Origin of the sequence: Neorhizobium sp. T6_25, assembly GCF_002968555.1 — a bacterium.
In the GTDB taxonomy this organism is placed as follows: Bacteria; Pseudomonadota; Alphaproteobacteria; order Rhizobiales; family Rhizobiaceae; genus Neorhizobium.
This window is the reverse complement of sequence record NZ_PVBL01000012.1, coordinates 59,936-78,414: the sequence shown is the minus strand read 5'-3', so window position 1 is coordinate 78,414 and position 18,479 is coordinate 59,936. Positions and strand designations below refer to the sequence as shown.

The 18,479-nt window shown below is 61.5% G+C and carries 19 protein-coding genes; 14 read left to right on the top strand and 5 right to left on the bottom strand.

The genetic code is table 11. The annotated features are described in order from the left end of the window. Positions 1–231 precede the first annotated feature (231 nt). The 4 genes from C5L10_RS17565 (at position 232) to C5L10_RS17550 (ending at position 4,690) form a co-directional block, all read left to right on the top strand. Positions 232–1,422, top strand: a complete 1,191-nt coding sequence (locus tag C5L10_RS17565; RefSeq protein ID WP_105430774.1) for an MFS transporter — start codon at positions 232–234, stop codon at positions 1,420–1,422. Between the two features lie 126 nt (positions 1,423–1,548). Continuing rightward, complete coding sequence (ispG, locus tag C5L10_RS17560) at positions 1,549–2,799, top strand: flavodoxin-dependent (E)-4-hydroxy-3-methylbut-2-enyl-diphosphate synthase (RefSeq protein WP_046626272.1); 1,251 nt, start codon at positions 1,549–1,551, stop codon at positions 2,797–2,799. 3 nt (positions 2,800–2,802) lie between these two features. Next, positions 2,803–3,867, top strand: a complete 1,065-nt coding sequence (gene hisC, locus C5L10_RS17555; protein ID WP_105430717.1) for a histidinol-phosphate transaminase — start codon at positions 2,803–2,805, stop codon at positions 3,865–3,867. A 163-nt stretch (positions 3,868–4,030) separates the two neighbouring features. Further along, positions 4,031–4,690 carry an OmpA family protein gene (locus C5L10_RS17550; protein WP_105430773.1) on the top strand — a complete coding sequence of 220 codons (660 nt, stop codon included), beginning with the start codon at positions 4,031–4,033 and terminating at the stop codon, positions 4,688–4,690. Between the two features lie 29 nt (positions 4,691–4,719). Here the strand turns inward: C5L10_RS17550 and C5L10_RS17545 are convergent, their stop codons facing one another. Continuing rightward, a complete protein-coding gene (locus C5L10_RS17545; protein ID WP_105430716.1) occupies positions 4,720–5,361 on the bottom strand; it encodes a LysE family translocator in 642 nt (213 codons plus the stop codon). 19 nt (positions 5,362–5,380) lie between these two features. Next, positions 5,381–6,295, bottom strand: a complete 915-nt coding sequence (locus C5L10_RS17540; protein WP_105430715.1) for a polyprenyl synthetase family protein — start codon at positions 6,293–6,295, stop codon at positions 5,381–5,383. A gap of 130 nt (positions 6,296–6,425) precedes the next feature. Here C5L10_RS17540 and mtgA point away from each other — a divergent pair, with 130 nt between their 5' ends. The 4 genes from mtgA (at position 6,426) to C5L10_RS17520 (ending at position 8,775) form a co-directional block, all read left to right on the top strand. Continuing rightward, positions 6,426–7,172 carry a monofunctional biosynthetic peptidoglycan transglycosylase gene (gene mtgA, locus C5L10_RS17535; protein WP_371411947.1) on the top strand — a complete coding sequence of 249 codons (747 nt, stop codon included), beginning with the start codon at positions 6,426–6,428 and terminating at the stop codon, positions 7,170–7,172. A 75-nt stretch (positions 7,173–7,247) separates the two neighbouring features. Next, on the top strand, positions 7,248–7,895 hold the full coding sequence (locus tag C5L10_RS17530; protein WP_105430713.1) for a glutathione S-transferase family protein: 648 nt from the start codon (positions 7,248–7,250) through the stop codon (positions 7,893–7,895). A 149-nt stretch (positions 7,896–8,044) separates the two neighbouring features. Then, positions 8,045–8,230, top strand: a complete 186-nt coding sequence (gene rpmF, locus C5L10_RS17525) for a 50S ribosomal protein L32 (protein ID WP_038546808.1) — start codon at positions 8,045–8,047, stop codon at positions 8,228–8,230. Between the two features lie 137 nt (positions 8,231–8,367). Then, positions 8,368–8,775, top strand: a complete 408-nt coding sequence (locus C5L10_RS17520; protein WP_046637345.1) for a hypothetical protein — start codon at positions 8,368–8,370, stop codon at positions 8,773–8,775. 14 nt (positions 8,776–8,789) lie between these two features. Here C5L10_RS17520 and phaR read toward each other — a convergent pair whose 3' ends face one another. Further along, entirely contained in the window at positions 8,790–9,365 is a 576-nt protein-coding gene (gene phaR / locus C5L10_RS17515) for a polyhydroxyalkanoate synthesis repressor PhaR (protein ID WP_046665178.1), read from the bottom strand. Between the two features lie 260 nt (positions 9,366–9,625). On the opposite strand from phaR, the gene C5L10_RS17510 reads away from it, so the two are divergent. Both C5L10_RS17510 and C5L10_RS17505 read left to right on the top strand, forming a co-directional pair. After that, on the top strand, positions 9,626–10,807 hold the full coding sequence (locus tag C5L10_RS17510) for an acetyl-CoA C-acetyltransferase (protein WP_105430712.1): 1,182 nt from the start codon (positions 9,626–9,628) through the stop codon (positions 10,805–10,807). A 141-nt stretch (positions 10,808–10,948) separates the two neighbouring features. After that, positions 10,949–11,677: a beta-ketoacyl-ACP reductase gene (locus tag C5L10_RS17505; protein ID WP_046665176.1), complete on the top strand. Its 729-nt coding sequence runs from the start codon at positions 10,949–10,951 to the stop codon at positions 11,675–11,677. 251 nt (positions 11,678–11,928) lie between these two features. On the opposite strand, the gene C5L10_RS17500 is transcribed toward C5L10_RS17505, so the two are convergent. Then, a complete protein-coding gene (locus C5L10_RS17500; RefSeq protein ID WP_046665175.1) occupies positions 11,929–12,186 on the bottom strand; it encodes a YMGG-like glycine zipper-containing protein in 258 nt (85 codons plus the stop codon). Positions 12,187–12,227: 41 nt separating this feature from the next. Next, a complete protein-coding gene (locus C5L10_RS17495) occupies positions 12,228–12,383 on the bottom strand; it encodes a DUF3309 family protein (RefSeq protein WP_007775119.1) in 156 nt (51 codons plus the stop codon). Between the two features lie 724 nt (positions 12,384–13,107). Between C5L10_RS17495 and C5L10_RS17490 the strand changes: the two genes are divergently transcribed. The 4 genes from C5L10_RS17490 (at position 13,108) to C5L10_RS17475 (ending at position 18,240) form a co-directional block, all read left to right on the top strand. Continuing rightward, the gene (locus C5L10_RS17490; RefSeq protein WP_245448032.1) at positions 13,108–16,320 is read left to right on the top strand and encodes a helicase-related protein; all 3,213 of its coding nucleotides are present in this window, start codon (positions 13,108–13,110) and stop codon (positions 16,318–16,320) included. A gap of 5 nt (positions 16,321–16,325) precedes the next feature. After that, positions 16,326–16,739: an RNA-binding S4 domain-containing protein gene (locus tag C5L10_RS17485; RefSeq protein ID WP_105430710.1), complete on the top strand. Its 414-nt coding sequence runs from the start codon at positions 16,326–16,328 to the stop codon at positions 16,737–16,739. 202 nt (positions 16,740–16,941) lie between these two features. After that, positions 16,942–17,280: a ferredoxin FdxA gene (gene fdxA / locus C5L10_RS17480; RefSeq protein WP_046637350.1), complete on the top strand. Its 339-nt coding sequence runs from the start codon at positions 16,942–16,944 to the stop codon at positions 17,278–17,280. Between the two features lie 387 nt (positions 17,281–17,667). Further along, positions 17,668–18,240 carry a CarD family transcriptional regulator gene (locus C5L10_RS17475; protein WP_046605164.1) on the top strand — a complete coding sequence of 191 codons (573 nt, stop codon included), beginning with the start codon at positions 17,668–17,670 and terminating at the stop codon, positions 18,238–18,240. Positions 18,241–18,479: the final 239 nt, after the last annotated feature.

Here is an 18,479-nt window from a genome sequence, read left to right as displayed (position 1 = left end):
AGCTGCCCAATCTTTCCAGCCGAGCCCTTCGCCGAAGATGAGCATCAGGCCGGCGCCGTCCTGCAGGATTGCGCCGGACCCCATGCTGGCCTGCGTCAAATGCTGCGGCCTCGAACTTTTTCCGCGTTGCAGGTTTCGCCTCGATACAATTTGTGAGAGGGAGTGGTTCTTCGCGGCGTTGCAAATTCAATCGATTTAAATATGTTCGCGGCGATCGAAAGGAACCTATCCATGGACAGTCGCGCACCCTCAAACGCTTCCTCCAGCTCCCGAGCTTTCTTCACCCGCGAAAGGGCAGGCGTGTCGCTGCTCTTCCTGATGAACGGCTTCATGATCGGCGCATGGGCGCCGAAAATCCCGGAATTTGCGAGCCGCCTGAGCTTGAGCGAAAGTGCGCTCGGATTGATGATCCTGACGTTTGGTCTCGGTTCACTGCTGATGATGCCGCTAGCCGGCAGCCAGATCGCCCGCTTCGGGTCGAGCCAGGTCTCGAAATATACCTCGGTATTGCTGACCCCGACATTGCTTCTTCTCACCTGGGTCGGCAGCGTCTGGTCAGGCGCCGTGGCAATCTTCCTGTTCGGCGGCCTGATCGGCGCGATGGACGTGGCGATGAATGCCAACGCGGTCTCGGTCGAGAAGAGCATGCGCCGCGCGATCATGTCGTCCTGCCACGCGTTCTGGAGCCTCGGCGGGCTGCTCGGCTCGTCGACGGGCGGTTTCCTCATCGAACATATCGGTGTCTCCGCGCATGCCATCCTGGTCACGGTGCTGGCCGCGGTAATGATCGTCGCCGCCTGGCGGATCGTCCTGCACGACGCGCCGCATCCGGACGAAGCCAAGCATGGCGGAAGCCGCCTGCCGCGTTCGCCGCTACCCTGGCTGATCGGCATCATGGCGCTGTTCTGCATGATTCCAGAAGGCGCGATTCTCGATTGGGGTGCGCTCTACCTCCGCAACGAGCTTGCAGCTTCCGTCACGCTCTCCGGCTTCGCATTCGCCGCCTTCTCGCTCACCATGGCGGTGATGAGGTTTGCCGGCGACCTGATCCGCGACCGTTTCGGCGCGGTGATGACGCTGCGCGTCTGCGCCGTCATCTCGATCTTCGGCCTGCTGCTGATCGGCTTTGCCCAAAACGCGCCGATGGCGATCGCCGGCTTCGCGCTGACGGGCATCGGCATTTCCAACATCGTGCCGATCGCCTTTTCGGCGGCCGGCAACCTGCCGGGCATGGCAGCCGGCGTCGGCCTCTCGGTGGTCACCACCATGGGCTATTCCGGCATCCTGGTTGCGCCCTCCGCCATCGGCTTCATCGCCGAATATACCGGCCTTGCCATCATTTTCGCCGGCCTGTCGGCGCTGATCGTCGTGGTCCTCCTGCTGTCATCGCTCGCCAAACATGCGGACACCGCGCATCACTAGGTGCGTCAGTCTGCCGGGCTGGAACGGGAAAGGCCGGTGCGATAAAGTGAGCGTCGCGGCGGTTGACAAGCCGCGAGCCATACGCCACCTGAAAGGCGCTTCATTCCCAAGGCGACGAGACTTCCGATGACCGCACCCATCGACTACGACCCGAAACCGCGCCGTGCCACAGTCGCCGTCGATGTCGGCGGCGTTATTGTCGGCGGAGGTGCGCCTGTCGTCGTGCAGTCGATGACCAATACGGACACTGCCGATATTGACGGAACGGTCGCCCAGGTCGCGGCGCTCTACAAGGCAGGCTCCGAGCTGGTGCGCATCACCGTCGATCGCGACGAGAGTGCCGCCGCGGTGCCAAAAATCCGCGAGCGACTGCTGCGTCTCGGCATGGACGTGCCGCTGATCGGCGATTTCCATTATATCGGCCACAAGCTGCTCGCCGATCATCCTGCCTGCGCCGAGGCGCTGGCGAAATACCGCATCAATCCCGGTAATGTCGGTTTCAAGGACAAGAAGGACAAGCAGTTCGCCGACATCATCGAGATGGCGATCCGCTACGACAAGCCGGTGCGCATCGGCGTCAACTGGGGTTCGCTCGACCAGGACCTGTTGACCACGCTGATGGACCGCAACGCGGCGGATGGCTCGCCGTTGTCGGCCCGCCAGGTCATGCATGAGGCGATCGTCCAGTCGGCGCTGATTTCCGCCGAGCTCGCCGAACAGATCGGCCTGCCGCGCAACCGCATCATCCTGTCGGCCAAGGTCAGCCAGGTCCAGGACCTGATCGCCGTCTATTCGATGCTCACAGAGCGCTCCAACCACGCGCTGCATCTCGGTCTCACCGAAGCCGGCATGGGCTCCAAGGGCATCGTCGCCTCGTCGGCGGCCATGGGCTACGTGCTGCAGCACGGGATCGGCGACACGATCCGCGTTTCGCTGACCCCTGAGCCGAACGGCGACCGCACCCGCGAAGTGCAGGTGGCGCAGGAACTGCTGCAGGTCATGGGTTTTCGCCAGTTCGTTCCCGTCGTCGCCGCCTGTCCCGGCTGCGGGCGGACGACCTCAACGGTGTTCCAGGAACTTGCCCAGAACATCCAGAACGACCTGCGCAAGAACATGCCGGTCTGGCGCGAGAAATATCCAGGCGTCGAAGCGCTCAACGTCGCGGTGATGGGCTGCATCGTCAACGGTCCGGGCGAGAGCAAGCATGCCGATATCGGCATTTCGCTGCCGGGCACCGGCGAAACGCCGGCAGCACCTGTCTTCATCGACGGCAAGAAGGCGCTGACCTTGCGCGGCGTGAACATCGCCGCCGATTTCGAGAAGCTGGTCATCGACTATATCGAGCAACGCTTCGGCCAGCGCACGGCTGCCGAATAAATCATGAGCCGATACTGGTCGCCGATCGTCAGCACGCTGAAACCCTATGTCGCGGGCGAGCAGCCGCGCATCCAGAACCTCGTCAAGCTGAATACCAACGAGAACCCCTACGGGCCGTCTCCAAAGGCGGTCGCCGCCATCCATGCTGCGGCGGACGATGCGCTGCGGCTTTACCCCGATCCGTCGGCGACGGCATTGCGCGAAGCGATCGCTGTACGTTTCGGCGTGCAATCGGATCAGGTCTTTGTCGGCAACGGTTCGGACGAGGTGCTGGCGCACACGTTCCAGGCGCTCTTGAAGCATGACAAGCCGCTACTCTACCCGGACATCACCTACAGCTTCTATCCGACCTATAGCCGGCTCTACGATATCGACGTCGTCGAAATCCCGCTCGATGAAGGCTTCCGGATCAGGCTTGCCGACTACGACCGGCCCTGCGGCGCGATCATCATCCCCAACCCGAACGCACCGACCGGTATCGGCTTGGCCCTCCCGGAGATCGAGGCGCTGGTGGCCGCGCATGCCGACGTGCCGGTCGTGGTGGACGAGGCCTATATCGATTTCGGCGGCGAGACGGCTGCCGGCCTGATTGCCCGCTATCCAAATCTCCTCGTCATTCAGACGCTGTCGAAATCCCGTTCGCTTGCGGGGATGCGCGTCGGTTTCGCGCTCGGCCAGCGGCATCTGGTCGATGCACTGGAACGGGTGAAGGACAGTTTCAATTCCTACCCGCTCGACCGGCTGGCCCAGGTTGCCGCGACCGCTGCGATCGAGGATGTCGCGTGGTTCGAGACCTGCCGGCAGCAGATCATCGCGACGCGTGACCGCGTCAGCGACGAATTGCTCGCGATGGGTTTCGATGTGCTGCCGTCGCAGGCGAATTTCGTCTTCGCCAGGCATCCGGCCCTGTCGGGCGCCGAAGTCTATTCGGCCTTGCGGGCCGAGGGCGTTCTGGTGCGCCACTGGAACAAGCCGCGCATAGAAGACTATCTGCGCATTTCGATCGGCACGGATGCCGAATGCGACCGGCTGCTCGACGTCCTGAAGAACCTGCCGGCGGGTGGCTGATCGCAGCTCTTCTTTCGCTGCATCGGGTCTCTTTGGGGGTGTCTTGATCGGCCCGGTTCCGGCCGGGCTCGTGGTCAATGACGAAGATATGCCGGCCTCCTCGCTATTGCCGCAATTCATGGTAAATGAGGTGGCACCACTGACGACGGGGACATTTGTTTACATGCTGAAGAAAATCGCAATCGTCGCACTTTGCGCGACCTATCTTTCCGCCTGCACCACGACCGACCCTTATACGGGCGAGCAGAAGGTTTCCAACACGGCCGGCGGCGCTGCCATCGGCGCGGGCCTCGGCGCGCTTGCCGGCGGCTTGACCGGCGGGCGCCATGCAGGCCGCAATGCGCTGATCGGTGCCGGTATCGGCGCGCTCGCCGGTGGCGGCATCGGCGCCTACATGGACAATCAGGAAGCGGAACTGCGCGCCCAGCTGCAGGGTACCGGCGTTTCGGTGACCCGCGTTGGCGACCGCATCATCCTCAACATGCCGTCGAACATCACGTTCGCCACGGATCAGGACCAGGTCATCCCGCCGTTCTACCGGACGCTGGATTCCGTCGCGATCGTGCTGAACAAGTTCAACAAGACACTCATCGACGTCAACGGCCACACGGATTCGACCGGCAGCCTGCAGCACAATCAGGCTCTCTCGGAGCGCCGCGCCGCTTCCGTCGCGAACTATCTCGGTAGCCGCAGCGTGGACCAGCGCCGCATGTCGACGATGGGCTTCGGGCCGTCGCAGCCGGTTGCTTCCAACGCGACCTCGGACGGTCGCGCGCAGAACCGCCGCGTCGAAGTGGCGATCGCGCCGATCACCCAGGGCTGATCACAAAAGTCTGATGAAAGGCGAGCCGCTCAGATGCGGCTCGTCAGCAGCTTCAGGCCGGCGACGCTGTAAAAAACCGCCATCGTTCCTTCGATCCAGCGCCTTGCGGCCTTGTAGCCGCGCAGCGCGTGGGATGTCGAAAACACCATCGCATAGGTGGTGAAGATCAGCAGGCTCGAGCTCATGCAGACGGCGATGATCAAAAGGATCGCCGAGGTCGGCGCATTTTCCGGCAGGCCGAGCGAAATGATCGCCAGCCATGCAAAGATCGCCTTCGGATTGGTGACGTGGACCGCATAGCCGCGCAGCCAGAGCTGGCGGGCGGTATAGTTCGTCCGGGCATTGCCGAGGGCGACCTTGGAATCCGGCAGGCGCGCGGACTTGTAGGCCTTCCAAGCCAGGTAGATCAGGTAGATGCCGCCTAGCACCTTCATGATCTCCAGCGCGATCGCATAGTTGCGCAGCAATGCCGCAAGACCGAGCGCTGCGGCGCAAGCCCAGGTGAAAGAACCGCAGGCGATGCCGAGCGCCGTGATCAGACCGGCGCGGCGTCCTTGCGAGATCGAGGTGCCGATGATGGCGAAATTGGCCGGGCCCGGGCTCGCGACATTGATGACATAGGCCACATAGGCCGGCCACATGTAGGGCAGATAGCTCATGACATCCGGCATTCTCGTTTCCTATCCCTGTCTAGTTTTCCCGGCTGGCGATGAAGCGCGCAGTCTCCTGCAGAATGGACGCCCTTTCGCCATAGGGCGCAAGCAGTTCCACGGCCTCGGCCGTCAAAACGTCCAGCCGGTCTTCCGCCCAGCCGATGCCATGTAGGGCGACGAGGGTGCCCTTGCCGCGGCCGGCGTCCTTTCCGGTTGCCTTGCCCATGGTTTCGGCATCCGAGGTCAGGTCGAGGAGATCGTCGGCGAGCTGGAAGGCAAGGCCGATCTTCTGGCCGAAGAGCCGCAGCCGCTGGCGATGCTCCGGCTCGGAGCCGGCGATGATTGCACCCGCTTCGCAGGCAAACCGCAGAAGGGCACCTGTTTTCATCGCCTGCAATGTGGTGATGCCCGCCTCGTCGGGCGGCGATTTCTCCGCCGCGAGATCGAGCGCCTGGCCGCCCGCCATGCCGCCCGGTCCCGCGGCGCGGGCAAGCGACAGGACGAGTTCCGTCTTCAGCCGGTCGGCGAGCATGGTCTCCGGTGCGGCGACGATGTCGAAGGCGTAGGTCAGCAGACTGTCGCCGGCAAGGATGGCGGTCGCTTCGTCGAAGGCCTTGTGCACGGTCGGCTGGCCGCGGCGCAGGTCGTCGTCGTCCATTGCCGGCAGGTCGTCATGGATCAGCGAATAACAATGCAGGCATTCCAGTGCCACTCCGACCCGAAGTGCTGCCTCTGCCGGGCCGCCGAGCAACGCCGCGCTCTCGCGCACCAGGAAGGGCCTCAGCCGTTTCCCGCCATTCAGCGACCCATGCCGCATGGCGGCCGTCAGCTGCGCCGGGCGGGTCGTCTCGTCGGAAAGAGGGGTATCGGACAGGAGAGACGAAAGCAGGGCTCCCGTCTCGGCGGCGCTCTGCCGCAGGCGTGTTTCGAATGCCGTTTTCGCGTCCGTCATGGCCGCTCTTTGGCATGCCGATGGTTGGCTGGCAACGGCGATTTACCAGGACGTGCGAAGTTTTCGGCGCCAGACTCGCCTTGGCCACGTTGAACGGTTATGAAACTCAAAACGAGGGACGAGTGCGATATTGGACATCACACCCGAACAGCAGTTGCAGGAGGAGGAGCCCGTGAGGGCCGGGTGGAGACGGCGCCGGGTGTCCGGCAATCTGATCCGCCGGATCGTGCTGATCGCGATCGCGCTGGTGGTGTTGCCTTATCTGTTGATTTTCGTCTACGCGCTGCCGTTCACCCGCCCGGTCTCGACGCTGATGCTGTCGGAACTCGCGCTGTTTCGCGGATACGACCGGCGCTGGGTAAGCCTCGAAGAGATTTCGCCCAACCTCGTCCGATCGGTGATGATGTCCGAGGACGGCCAGTTCTGCTTCCATGGCGGCGTCGACTGGAACCAGATGCGCGGCGTGGTCGAGGATGCGCTCGACGGCGAAGCGACGCGGGGTGCGAGCACCATTCCGATGCAGACCGCCAAGAACCTGTTCCTCTGGAACGGCCGTTCCTTCATCCGCAAAGGCCTGGAACTGCCCCTGGCACTGGGCGCAGACCTCGTCCTGTCGAAGTGGCGGATGATGGAGATCTATCTGAACATCGCCGAGTGGGGGCCTGGCATCTATGGGGCGGAGGCGGCCGCGCAATATCATTTCAAGGTGCCGGCTTCGAAACTGAGCCCCCGGCAGGCGGCGCTTCTGGCCGTGGCGCTTCCCAATCCGATCACCCGCGTCGCAAGCAGGCCGAGCCGCGGCGTGCAGCGGCTTGCCGGTGTCGTCGAGCGCCGGGCGCGGGGATCCGGCGACTACATCAAATGCATTTATGAATGAGGTTCATCGATTTCATTGGTCGCGTCAGGCCAAGGCGATTATGAGGCTGGGTGAACCAACCGGAGATGTGGCCTCATGGAAAAGCTTACCCTTTATATCGGTAACAAGAATTACTCCTCGTGGTCCTTCCGTCCCTGGATCGCGCTGACGGCGGCCGGCATTCCCTTCGAGGAAGTGCTGATCCCGTTTGATTTTCCCGCCGGCAATCCGAAATTCAAGCCGATCTCGCCGACCGGCAAGGTGCCGGTGCTGCACCAGGGAGACATCCGGGTCTGGGAATCGCTTGCGATCATCGAATATGCCGCCGAGCTTTTCCCGGACAAGGGCATCTGGCCGGAAGCTGCCGCCGATCGCGCGGTCGCGCGCTCCGTCTCGATGGAAATGATTTCCGGCTTCCGGGCGCTGCGCAATGCCTGCCCGATGAACATGCGCCGGCCGAGGGGCCGGATCGCGCTTGCCGACGGAGTGATGGACGACGTGGCCCGCATCGAGACCATCTGGCGCGAACTCAGGGCGAAGTCCGGCGGGCCATTCCTGTTCGGCGAATTTTCCGGAGCGGACGCAATGTTTGCGCCTGTCGTCAATCGTTTGGACGTCTACGACTTGGCGATCGATGCCGAGACGCTCGCCTATATGACGGCGATGAAATCGCATCCGGCCTGGCTCAAGTGGCAGGAGGCAGCGCTTGCCGAAACCTGGATCGTGCCGGAGGACGAGGCTTAGGTCGCATATTTCTCAAAAAATCCGGGCAGGGACTGGTCAAAGCCCGGTAGGGCATGTATAAGCCGCCCAAATTTCCGAGATCGAGACATGTCCAATCGGCCTCAGTTCCGGCCGGGGATTATGTTTTGCACGCAAGTGGAGTAACGAAAATGGCTGTACCGAAGAGAAAAACGAGCCCGTCGAAGCGCGGTATGCGCCGCTCCGCAGACGCACTCAAGGCTCCGACCTATATCGAAGACAAGAACTCCGGCGAACTGCGCCGTCCGCACCATGTCGATCTGAAGACCGGCATGTATCGCGGCCGTCAGGTTCTGACGCCGAAGGAAAGCGCATAAGCGTTTTCGTTCTATTGCATCAAAGGTCGGCTCCGCCGGCCTTTTTTGTTACGCGAAGACTTGTTTTGCAGCGCCGAAGACTTGCGAAAGCAAGGCAAGCACGTACAGTCCGGCCATATCGACTGGAGTCCGAGACCATGCTTGCCGCATTGCCGCTGATGATCATCCCGTTCATTCTCTATAACCTGGGCATGCTCGGCATTCTGGGCGGCGGCGGGGTCGCGTCGCTCGGCAACGTCATCAGCTCGCTTCAAATGCTGTCGGGTGCCGTCTGGACCATGACGCTCGGCGACGTGATCATCGTCATCTCGCTGGTCTTCCTGTTCGTGGAAATCCTGAAAGCCAGCCGCAACGGCCGCGGTTCGCTGATCAACCACATGCTGTCGATGCTGGTCTTCATCGCCTATCTGGTCGAATTCCTGCTGGTGCGGGATGCGGCGACGCAGATCTTCTTCATCCTGATGACGATCACTTTCGTCGACGTCATCGGCGGCTTTGCGGTAGCAATCCGCTCGGCCGGCCGCGACGTATCAATTGGGCTTTAGGCGCCCTTCAGGTCTCAAAGATTATCGAGGCGGCTCTGCAGGTTGCGGAGCTGTTCCTTCAACTCATCGATATCCTTGGCGTCGGTCTTCTTGGCGGCGGGCGCCTGGGGCTGTCCCGCAAACGGCGAGAACATCTGCATGGCCTGGCGGAACATGTCCGTGTTGCGGCGCACGTTTTCTTCCATCATCTGAATCGGCATCTGCAGGTTCTTGCTGAGCGGCGTATCCCCGAAGGCGCGCGTCATCTGTTCGCGCATCTGAACCTGCTGGTCGGTAAAGGCCTTCATCGAGTGTTCGAGGAAGGTCGGAACCACCATCTGCATCTGGTCGCCGTAGTAGGAAATCAGCTGCCGCAGGAAGGAAATCGGCAGCAGCGTGTTGCCGGTCTTCGATTCCTGCTCAAAGATGATCTGCGTCAGAACCGAATGGGTGATATCGTCGCCGCTCTTGGCGTCCTGAACGGTGAAATCTTCACCCTTCTTCACCATCTTCGCCAGGTCTTCCAGCGTCACATAGGTGCTGGTGCCCGTGTTGTAGAGGCGCCTGTTGGCATATTTCTTGATTATGATTTCGCCTTCGGTCTTTGCCATGATTGCCTCCTGCTCCCGTCAATATGGTTTGGTCATTATCGACTGCCATGCTTCTCCCGACAGGAATGTAAGCCTAAATGACGAGGACTTACAAACGATTTGTGCGGCGCGGCGACGGGTTTGTTGCGCAGCAAACCCGTGAAATCTAACGGGCATTTTCGAAACGCCCGGCGGGTTGGCAGCGGCGTTCGGCTGCCGTTTGACTCTCGGCTCAAGCTTTGCCAGTCTCGCAGGCAAATAACGGATAAGAGGAAACGTCCATGTCCAATCCATCCATCGTGATCGCAGCCGCTGGCCGTACCGCGGTTGGCTCCTTCAACGGCGGCTTTGCCAATGTGCCGGCGCATGAGCTGGGTGCGGCGGCGATCAAGGGTGCGCTGGCGCGCGCCGGCGTCGAGGCGGGTGAGGTGGACGAGGTCATCCTCGGCCAGGTCCTGCCGGCGGGCGAGGGCCAGAACCCGGCCCGACAGGCGGCCATGAAAGCCGGTGTGCCGAAGGAAGCCACCGCCTGGGGCATCAACCAGCTCTGCGGCTCGGGCCTGCGCGCCGTAGCCCTCGGCATGCAGCAGATCGCGCTCGGCGACGCCAGGATCATCGTTGCCGGTGGCCAGGAATCGATGTCCATGGCGCCACATTGCGCGCACCTTCGCGGCGGCGTGAAGATGGGCGATTTCAAGATGATCGACACGATGATCAAGGACGGCCTGACCGACGCGTTCTACGGTTATCACATGGGCATCACGGCGGAGAACATCGCCCGCCAGTGGCAGCTCTCCCGCGAGGAGCAGGACCAGTTCGCCGTGTCTTCCCAGAACAAGGCGGAAGCGGCTCAGAACGCCGGCCGCTTCAAGGACGAGATCATCCCCTATATCATCCAGACGCGGAAGGGTGACGTGACCGTCGAGAACGACGAATACATCCGTGCCGGCGCGACGCTGGATTCGATGGCCAAGCTGCGACCGGCCTTCGACAAGGAAGGCACCGTCACGGCGGGCAACGCATCCGGCCTCAACGACGGTGCGGCGGCTGCCGTGCTGATGACGGAAGCCGAAGCCGTCCGCCGCAGCATCACGCCGATGGCCCGTATCGTCTCCTGGGCGACTGCCGGCGTCGATCCGCAGATCATGGGAACGGGCCCGATCCCGGCTTCGCGCAAGGCGCTCGAGAAGGCCGGCTGGCGCGTTGCCGACCTGGAGCTCATCGAGGCCAACGAGGCGTTCGCGGCCCAGTCCTGCGCCGTCACCAAGGATCTCGGTTTCGATCCGTCGCTCGTCAACGTCAACGGCGGGGCGATCGCGATCGGCCATCCGATCGGCGCATCGGGTGCCCGCATTCTCAACACGCTTCTTTTCGAGATGAAGCGCCGCAACGCAAAGAAGGCACTCGCGACGCTCTGCATCGGCGGCGGCATGGGCGTCGCCATGTGCCTCGAAGCCATGTGACGCGATAGGATGATTGTGGATAATCCCGCCGGCGTTGCAAAACTTCGCGGCGGGCCTATCTCCCCGACGGAAGCATGTCAAACTAGGTAAGTATCCAGTCACATAGAAGGACCGGATCACAACTCAAAAGGGGAAGACCGCATGAGCAGGGTTGCATTGGTTTCGGGAGGAACGCGTGGGATCGGGGCCGCCATCTCCGTCGCGTTGAAGGCGGCAGGTTATCGTGTCGCGGCAAATTTTGCGGGCAATGAGGAAAAGGCGAAAGCCTTCCACGACGAGACCGGCATTCCGGTCTTCAAGTGGGATGTCTCCAGCTATCAGGCCTGCGTCGAGGGAATAGCGAAAGTGGAGGCCGAGCTCGGCCCGATCGAGGTGCTCGTCAACAATGCGGGCATCACCCGTGACGGCATGTTTCACAAGATGACGCCTGAGCAGTGGAACGAGGTGGTCGGCACCAACCTGACCGGCCTTTTCAACATGACGCATCCCATCTGGAACGGCATGCGCGACCGCGGGTTCGGCCGGGTCGTCAACATCTCGTCGATCAACGGCCAAAAGGGCCAGATGGGCCAGGTGAACTATTCGGCGGCCAAGGCCGGCGATCTCGGCTTCACCAAGGCGCTGGCCCAGGAAGGGGCTTCAAAGAACATCACCGTCAACGCCATCTGCCCCGGCTACATCGCCACAGAAATGGTGCGGGCGGTGCCGGAAAAAGTGCTGAACGAGCGGATCATTCCGCTGATCCCGGTCGGGCGCCTCGGCGAGCCGGAAGAGATTGCCCGTTGCGTCGTATTCCTCGCCTCCGACGATGCCGGCTTTATCACCGGTTCGACGCTGACGGCGAATGGCGGCCAGTTCTTCGCGAGCTGATCTCCGGCATTAACCTTTGAGCAGATTTCGGCGCATGGTCGTGCGCCGAAATGCTCGGTCTCTATGGTTAACAAATTGTTTTTGCACGACATCTTGCGGTGAACAAACCGCGAAACGGGTGATGTCGCCGATTCGTCGGCGATTCGTTCCGGCTTTGGCCAAGGGTTAATGCCGACGGTCTTTCAAGGCAAAACAAAACCGGCGCCGATTGCTCGGGCGCCGGTCCTGAGGGACTGGATTGTTGCTCGCGATTAGCGGCAACGGGCCTCGTAACGGCGGCCGTAACGGTCGCGATAGATGCAGTAGCCGCGGCGTTCCGAGGACTGGCCGATCGCAGCGCCGACAAGGCCGCCTGCAACTGCGCCAACCGCCGCGCCACCCCAGCTATTCGTCACGGCGCCGCCGATAACGGCACCCGAGCCGGCGCCGATTGCGGTGCCGCGTTCAGTTGCAGTACAGGAGGCGAGCGTGCCGATCATGCAGCCCGCAATCAGAATCTTCTTCATCATGTCAGTTTCCCTTCCCTTTGGTACACACGGCTACGCCGCTTTTAAATCCTGCCCATCAGCAGCAGGATAATGATGATAAGCACTACAAGGCCCAATCCGCCCGACGGACCATAGCCCCAGCCTCGGCTATAGCCCCAATTCGGCAACGCGCCAATGAGTAGCAGGATGAGGATGACGAGCAACACGGTTCCGAGCATGATTTTCTACTCCGCTAGACAATCCAGTATGGATTTGGCGAGGAAACGTAGCGCCGTGATTTTTGTTCCATCGGCCTGCAAACGTGTGCTCTCACGTGTGGTTAAACTGCGTTAGCCAATGTTAATGGCACCTGAACACATTCGCTTCCGAAGTCTTTACCGCGACGATTTTCTTGCGGGTCTCTCGTGATGAGACCTACCATATCTTGTGAGAACAAATAGCGAAGACAGAGATGTCTGTGATTCGTCGGCGATTCGTTCCGCCTTTGGCCTGAATCTTAATTTCGTGCTTGAAGCAGGGCGGAACAGCCTGAATAGGTTGATGAAACATTAACCATATCAATGCATTGACTCTTCCGATTCTTCGTGAAAGCGCAGCTTCGGGATGAATCCTGCGGTTGCATGCACCCAATCTTGGTGCAGATTCACGATGTCGTGTGGAAGTCTCGAGCTGCATCAATATATAGCGGTGAACAAAAGCTGAATCGTCTTGAGTCTGCGATTCGTCTCCGATTCGTTCGCGTCTGTTCCTTTACGTTTAAAATTCGAATCGCCGAGCGTTGATTTGCGGCCTTCAACGATCACTCTTCGGCGGCAAAACCATTCTTCAGGCTTGCGTTTGCCTGACTAGATCGCCATGTGTTGCATGGCTTTGAGTTTTGGGCGGAGGCGCGAGACCCAAGCCGTATGTGATGCGCGGAACCAGGCATTGAATTTCCAGCCCATGATGTTCAGCGGGCGCGGCGTCACCGCCGTCCTCGGACCCACCAATACCGGCAAGACCCATTATGCCATCGAGCGCATGGTGGCGCATGGCACCGGTGTGATCGGCCTGCCGCTCCGGCTGCTGGCGCGCGAGGTCTATACGCGCCTTGTCGAGAAGGTCGGCGTCGCCCAGGTGGCGCTGGTCACCGGCGAGGAAAAGATCACTCCGCCGAATGCACGCTTCTCCGTCTGCACCGTCGAGGCCATGCCGCGCGAGACGAAGGCCTCGTTCGTCGCGATCGACGAGGTGCAGCTCGCGGGCGATCTCGAGCGCGGCCATATCTTCACCGACCGAATCCTGCATTTGCGCGGGCGCGATGAAACGCTGCTCCTCGGTGCGGCAACCATGCGGCCGATCCTCGAAAGGCTGTTGCCGGGAATAACCATCGTCGAGCGGCCGCGCCTTTCGCAGCTCTTCTATTCCGGCCAGAAGAAGATTACCCGCCTGCCGCAGCGGTCCGCGATCGTGGCGTTTTCAGCCGACGAGGTCTACGCGATCGCCGAGCTTATCCGCCGCCAGCGCGGCGGCGCGGCGGTGGTGCTGGGCGCGCTCAGCCCGCGTACCCGCAACGCCCAGGTCGGCCTCTACCAGTCCGGCGACGTCGAATATCTCGTTGCGACCGATGCGATCGGCATGGGGCTCAATCTCGATGTCGATCACGTGGCATTCGCTCAGGACCGGAAATTCGACGGTTATCAGTTCCGCAGCCTCAATCCGGCAGAACTGGCGCAGATCGCCGGCCGCGCCGGGCGGCATGTAAGGGACGGGACGTTCGGCGTGACCGGGCAGGTCGCGCCTTTCGAGGACGAATTGGTCGAGCGAATCGAAAGCCACCACTTCGATCATGTCAAAGTGCTGCAATGGCGGTCGAAGAACCTCGATTTTTCGTCGCTCAGGGCTCTGCGGGAAAGCCTTGATGCTTCCCCGATGCTGCAAGGATTGACACGGGCGCTTCCGGCGACCGACAGCCAAGCCTTTGATTATCTTTCGCGTTATCCTGAAATCAAGGACATCGCGACGACCCCCCAGCGGGTCGAGAAGCTCTGGGAGGCCTGTGCCCTGCCGGACTATCGACGAATTGCGCCGGCGCAGCACGCCGACCTTATTTCGACTCTTTTTTCCGATCTTGTACGCTTCGGGACGGTGAATGAAGAATTCATGGCGGAACAGGTCCGCCGCGCCGACCGCACCGACGGTGAAATCGACACATTGTCGGCCCGCATAGCGCAGATCCGGACCTGGACCTACGTCTCTAATCGCCCTGGTTGGCTTGCCGATCCGACACACTGGCAAGAAAAGACACGGGAAATAGAGGATAGGTTATCGGACGCGCTACATGAAAGGTTGACGAAACGCTTTGTTGATCGCAGGACATCTGTGCTCATGAAGCGCCTGAGAGAGAATGCGATGCTGGAAGCTGAAATCAGTGTGAATGGCGATGTCTTTGTAGAGGGACATCACGTCGGGCAATTGGCCGGTTTCCGGTTCACGCCCGTTTCGGGAACCGAGGGACCCGACGCCAAGGCGGTGCAGGGTGCCGCTCAGAAAGCGCTGGCGCTCGAATTCGAGGCGCGGGCCGCGAGGCTTTATGCCTCCGGCAACAGCGATCTGGCGGTCGGCTCCGACGGGTCCGTTCGCTGGCTCGGCGAGCCCATTGCCCGTCTTGCGCCGACCGAGCATGTCATGCGGCCGCGCGTCATCCTGCTCTCCGACGAGCAGTTGACCGGCAATGCCCGCGAACATGTGCTCGCCCGCCTCGAGCGCTTCGTCAACCATCACATCGCCACGGTCCTGAAGCCGCTCGACGATCTGTCGCGCGCCGAGGACCTGCAGGGCCTCGCCAAGGGCCTCGCCTTCCAGCTGGTTGAAAGTCTCGGCGTGCTGTTCAGGCGCGACGTCGCGGACGACGTGAAGTCGCTCGATCAGGACGCGCGCGCCTCGATGCGTCGCTACGGCATCCGTTTTGGCGCCTATCACGTCTTCATGCCGATGCTTCTGAAGCCGGCACCGGCGGAGCTCATCACGCTCCTCTGGGCGCTGAAGAACGATGGCCTCGACAAGCCCGGTTACGGCGATCTCATCCCGGCGCTTGCCGCAGGACGCACTTCGGTGGTCGCCGATCCGACGTTCGAGCGGATGTTCTACAAGCTTGCGGGTTTCCGCTTCCTCGGCAAGCGCGCCGTGCGTATCGACATCCTGGAACGACTTGCCGATCTCATCCGTCCGCTGCTGCAGTGGAAGCCGGGCTCGACGCCGCGTCCGGAAGGGGCATATGACGGCCGCCGATTCACCGCCACGACCGCGATGCTCTCCATTCTCGGCGCAACGCCGGACGATATGGAAGAAATTCTTAAGGGCCTCGGATATCGTGCCGACGCCGTGAAGCCGGAAGAAGCGCAGGCATTCCTGGCGGGCCAGGATGCAGGTTCCGTGAGCGCTGTTCCTGCCGCCGCTTCGGCTTCGGCAGGAGACGCGCCGGAAGCCTCCGACGGCGATGACGCCGATGCGAGCGACGCTTCGGCCGAGACAACGGCAGAAGCCCCTTCGGCAGACGTTGCGCCTGAGGCCGCCCCGGCAGAGGCCGTGGCTGATGCTGCGCCGGCTGAGACGGCTACTGCAGAACCGGTTGCTTCGGAAGAAGCTCCCGCTGAGCAGGCTGCGGCTGAAGACGTCACGGACGAGGCAAAGGCTGCCGAGACTGGAGAGCCGAAGCCGGTCCTGCTGTGGCGTCCGGGCGGCGGCCGTGAAAACAACCAGCGCGGTGGCCGGCCTCAGCATGGCGATCGCCGTGGCCATGGCGGCCAGCGCAACAACGCCGGTGGCGAAGCCGGCCAGCCGGCCCAGGGCCGTCGTGATGAGCGTCGCGACGGTGGTGGCGAGCGGCGTGATGCGCGCCCGGCCGGCGAACGCGGTGGCGAACGCAAGGACGGCGGCAAGCCGAACCGCGACAACAACCGCCGGCCAGACAACAACAATACCAACAACCGCGGGGGCGATCGCCCCAACCGCGGGGAGCGCCACGAAGGTGGCCCGCGTCCGGACCGCAACGACCGCGGCAAAGGGTCGCAGCCTGCGCGCTTCGAGGCCAAGCCGCCCCGCAAGGAGAAGCCGATCGATCCGGATTCGCCCTTTGCAAAGCTTGCAGCTCTCAAGGAGCAGATGAAGAAGTAAGGCCCATGACGGAAAAACAGCCACAATCCGGTTCGCGCCAGCGCATCGACAAGTGGCTGTTTTTTGCCCGCATGGCGAAGTCACGATCGATCGCCCAGGATCTCATCCGCTCGAACCACGTGCGGGTGAATGGAGATCTGGTGTCCCAACCCAGTTCCCAGGTGAAGCCGGGGGACCGTATCGACCTCAAGCTCGAGCGTCGCGATCTCGTGCTGGTGGTCAAGGCCGGCGGGGAAAGGCGAGGGCCTTTCGAAGAGGCCCGGCTGCTCTACGAAGATCTCAGTCCTCCTCCGGAAGAAGCCAAGAGGCTGACGCTGTTCGAACAGGCGCAACGCGCGCAGGGAAGCGGCCGGCCGACCAAGAAGGAGCGCCGCGAGACCGATCGGCTGTTTCCTGGTATGGACGCGGACCTAGATTAGAAAAAACGACCCGCTGCGCTCAGGTTTTCAGCACGGATATCCTTGCTAAGCCAAGCCAAAGGCTTTACCTGACTGTCGAAAAGCCGGATCGCCTACCTCCTGTCATTTTTGCAGTTGGGTTTTCGCCTCTCCCGGCTTTCCGGTGTGCCGGCGCTTTCCATCCGTCGACGTGCCGCTGATCCGCGAAGTCCTGGAGTGCCGCATGACGTATGTCGTGACCGACAATTGTATCCGCTGCAAATATACCGACTGCGTCGAGGTCTGCCCGGTCGACTGCTTTTATGAAGGCGAAAACTTCCTCGTCATCCATCCCGACGAGTGCATCGATTGCGGCGTCTGCGAACCGGAATGTCCCGCCGAGGCGATCAAGCCGGACACCGAGCCAGGCCTCGACAAATGGCTCAAGATAAACACCGAGTTCGCTCAGATCTGGCCTAACATCACGGTCAAGCGCGATGCGCTGCCCGAGGCCAAGGAGATGGACGGCGTCACCAACAAGTACGAGCAGTATTTCTCCGCCGAACCCGGCAAGGGCGATTGAGATTTGCTCCGACGGAATGGCTCGGAAGCTGTTTCGAATCACTTTGCCTTTTTGTTGGGCAGAGCGCGGCTATAGCGCTCTGTGCACGTGCAAAAGCAAATTATTGATTTCCGCACTTTTTTGTGGTAGACAATAAGAACTGTTCCACAAGGCGGCACGTGCGTGCCCAAAAAACATCACGAAAGCAACAGACCACCCAAAGCGCGGTTTCCGTGACATTGCAACGCTTGAATGTTGTCGGTCGCAGTACCCCGATGGGTGTTTTTTCGCTCGCGTTGGTCGGACCAGTATGGAGTGACCCGACGGTTTCCCCCGTCTCATCCGGGCCTGACAGACCCGGTTCCCCCGACCCGGCAATGGGTGAGTAACAGGGAGTTTGTGAAACGAATGACGACTCAGCAGAAAAAGACTTCTCCCGCACGCCAGGGCTTCAAGACTGGTGAATCGATCGTATACCCCGCTCATGGTGTAGGCACTATCTCTGCGATTGAAGAGCAGGAAGTTGCCGGCATGAAGCTCGAGCTTTTCGTAATCGATTTCGAAAAGGACAAGATGCGCCTCAAGGTGCCAGTCGCAAAGGCCGTCAGCATCGGCATGCGCAAGCTGTCCGAAACGGATTTTGTCGAACGCGCGCTCAAGGTTGTTCAAGGCAAGGCCCGCGTGAAGCGCACCATGTGGTCGCGCCGCGCCCAGGAATATGATGCAAAGATCAATTCCGGAGATCTGATCTCGATCGCGGAAGTGGTTCGTGACCTCTATCGCGCTGACAACCAACCGGAACAATCCTATTCCGAGCGTCAGCTTTACGAAGCCGCTCTCGACCGCATGGCTCGTGAAATCGCGGCCGTGAACAAGATGTCCGAAACCGAAGCCGTCCGCCTTGTCGAGGTCAATCTCGCCAAAGGTCCCAAGCGCGGCAAGAACGTAGAGGAAGATGAGGCGCAGGAAGAAGCGGCCTGATCATCCATCCATAGTTCTCCCAAAAACCCGGCCTTCGAGCCGGGTTTTTTATTGGAACTTTTTCCCCGCCTCCGCGTTAATCCGCCGGAACGGCGAACTGATGTGCGTCGGTTTGCGTTCGGGACAGCTAAGTGCGGGGCGGAAGATCGGTCTCTTGAGCCGGTTGTGAATCCCCGCGGAACATAAGACGAGGGGAGCAAACGCGGCAGGATATTCATTCCATCATCGTTCGGGCTTGT